This window comes from Candidatus Coatesbacteria bacterium, from assembly GCA_014728225.1.
Taxonomy (GTDB): Bacteria; RBG-13-66-14; RBG-13-66-14; order RBG-13-66-14; family RBG-13-66-14; genus WJLX01.
Genome location: WJLX01000057.1, coordinates 1 through 2,671, shown reverse-complemented (window position 1 = coordinate 2,671; position 2,671 = coordinate 1). Strand labels below are relative to the sequence as shown.

Genomic DNA, 2,671 nt, shown 5'->3' with positions numbered 1-2,671 from the left:
TGGGATATCTTGTCCCGCGGGCTGTTGATCAAGCGGGAGGCGGCGCACTGCAGGCGGATGCGCTGGACGTAGGCCGCCAGGGACTCGCCTGTCATGGCGCGGAAGACGCGGTGGAAGTGCCAGGGGCTGAAGCCCGCCACCTCGGCCAGCCGTTCCAGGCGCAGGTCGCCGTCGAGGTTGTGCTGGACGAAATCGATCACCCGGTTGATCCGGGCGGCGTACTCCCGTCGAGTTTCACGCTGCAGGTGATCCACGCGGCCTCCCGCCTGTGGTGTCCTCGGTCCAAGGATAGCATATCGGCCGGCGGTTGGAGATGTTTCATCGGCAGAAAAGGGGTGCCTCAGGGTCCTGTCGGGGTAAGCTGTCGCGGTCTCGCCGACGGGCGGCGGCGGGGACGGTGATTATCCGGGATTGCCCTTGGTTTCTGTGGCGCGAAGTGGTACAGTTGCAGGCTCCGACGGCGGTTTTTTTGTATAATCGCCCTGCGCAAGGAGCAGCCCCTCTACCGAACGAGCAGGTCACGCTTCAAGGAGCCCCCCGTGAACATCCTGGTCCTCAACCCTCCCTTTGTCAAGCACTTCAGCCGCGAGCAGCGCTCGGCCTACGCCCCGCGTGGCGGCACCCTCTACTTCCCCCTCTGGCTGGCCTGGGCCGCGGGGATGCTGGAGCGCGCCGGCCACACGGTCAAGCTGGTCGATTGCCCGGCGGCGGACATCGATCTCGCCGGCACCCTGGAGATCGCCCGGGAGCTCGAACCGCGGCTGGTCATCGCCGCCACCAGCGCGCCGAGTCTGGCCGCCGACATCAACACTCTCAACGCCCTCAAGGAGCAGCAGGGCGGGGACGTCTTCACCATGCTCGTCGGTCCGCACCCGACGAGCATCCCCGAGCTGGTCCTCAAGGCCGGCGGGGCGGACCTGGACGCCGTGGCCGTCGGCGAGTACGACTACACCGTCGTCGAGGTCGCCGACTGGCTGGCCGGCGGCGGGGACCTCGACGAGCTGGAGCGGATCCAGGGGTTGGCCTTCCTGCGCGACGGCGGGTTCGTCCGCACCGAGGCCCGGCCGCTGATCCCCGACCTCGACGACCTGCCGATGCTAGCCGAGGTCTACTGGAATCAGGGGCTCAACATCAGGCACTACCGCTACAACCCCTGCCGCTGGCCCCACGTGATGACCCGGGCCAGCCGGGGCTGCCCTCACCGCTGCACCTTCTGCTTGTTCCCCCATACCTTCTCCGGCCGCCGGGTGCGCTACCGCTCCCTGGATAAGGTCCTCGACGAGATGGAGTTCATCCAGTCGCACTGGCCGAAGGCCAAAGAGATCATGTTCGAGGACGACACCTTCACCATCAGCAACAAGCGGATGCACGCCTTCGCCGAGGGCTACCGCCAGCGCGGCCTGAAGATCAAATGGTCGACCAACGCCCGGGCCGACGTGGACTACGAGGTTCTCAAGGACCTCAAGAACGCCGGCCTGCGGATGCTCTGCGTGGGCTTCGAGTCGGGCTCGCAGCGGATGCTCGACGCCATGCGCAAGGGGAGCACCGTCGAGCGGATGCGGCGCTTCGCCGCGGACTGCAAGCGTACCGGCGTGCTGTTCAACGCCGCCTTCATCATCGGCACCCCGGGCGAGACCGTCGAGACCATCGAGGAGAGCTACCGCTTCGCCAGGCAGTTGCCGCTCTATACGGTCCAGTGGCTGCCCCTGTCCCTCTACCCGGGCACGGCAGCCTTCGAGCAGCTCATCGGCGAGGGGCGGATCACCTCGGCCGACATGCACGAGCTGACCAGCTCCGAGGCCGGGGACATGGTCTCCAACGCCGCCGGCGGCAACCTGACCCCCCAGGAGATCGACTACTACTGCGACAAGGGCTTCCGGATGATCTACCTCAGCCCCAGGTTCCTGCTGGGCAAGTTCTTCCGCACCCTGGTGCACTGGGACGAGTGGTCGCTGATCTTCCCGGTGGGCTGGAAGCACCTGCGCTACTTCTTCCGCAACCGCTTCACCCCGGAGGGCCGCAAGGAGCGGCGCCGGAACAAAGAGAAGGTCCAGGCGATGGAACGCCTGGCCGCCGAGCGCAAGGCCGCCCTGGCCGAGGAGGGTGACGAGGGAACGGCTTAGCCGGTCCAAATGGAAGGATTATGGGGACGGGCTTCGGCCCGTCCCGTTCTTCTTGACAAAGCTGAATACTTCACCTAGCTAAATGATAGTTTTCACTTTCAACCATCATTAAACCATCATTGCTGTCTAGGCTGTCTAGCGGCAGACGACCTCAAAGGGAGCGGAAAATGAAACGGATGCTGTTACTCGTTTTGGCCTTGGTGTTAGTCGCACCTGCAACCGCCGACGACTGGCTTATCGAGACGGTGGATTCGACTGGTGATGTCGGTCAGTACACCTTGCTGGCGCTGGACACCGGCAGCAACCCGCATATCTCGTACTGCGACTACTCCAACGGCGACCTCAAGTACGCCGCCTGGAACGGCTCGAGCTGGGAGATAGATTGGGTGGATTCGAGTGGTGATGTCGGCTACTATACCTCTCTGGCGCTGGATGCCGGCGGCAACCCGCACATCTCGTACTACTACGTCAACAACGACGATCTCAAGTACGCCCATTGGACCGGCGCGAGCTGGGAGATCGAGACGGTGGACTCGGCCGGTGATGTG

The 2,671-nt window shown here is 64.6% G+C and carries 3 protein-coding genes; 2 read left to right on the top strand and 1 reads right to left on the bottom strand.

Annotated features, from left to right (window positions below; translation table 11 throughout):
- On the bottom strand, window positions 1-254 hold a 254-nt coding region (locus GF399_04490), incomplete at its 3' end, for a helix-turn-helix domain-containing protein (GenBank protein ID MBD3399571.1).
- A gap of 285 nt (window positions 255-539) precedes the next feature.
- On the opposite strand from GF399_04490, the gene GF399_04485 reads away from it, so the two are divergent.
- Together GF399_04485 and GF399_04480 are read left to right on the top strand one after the other, a co-directional pair.
- A complete protein-coding gene (locus GF399_04485) occupies window positions 540-2,123 on the top strand; it encodes a radical SAM protein (protein MBD3399570.1) in 1,584 nt (527 codons plus the stop codon).
- Window positions 2,124-2,290: 167 nt separating this feature from the next.
- Window positions 2,291-2,671: hypothetical protein (locus GF399_04480; GenBank protein MBD3399569.1), on the top strand; the 381-nt coding region annotated here is incomplete at its 3' end.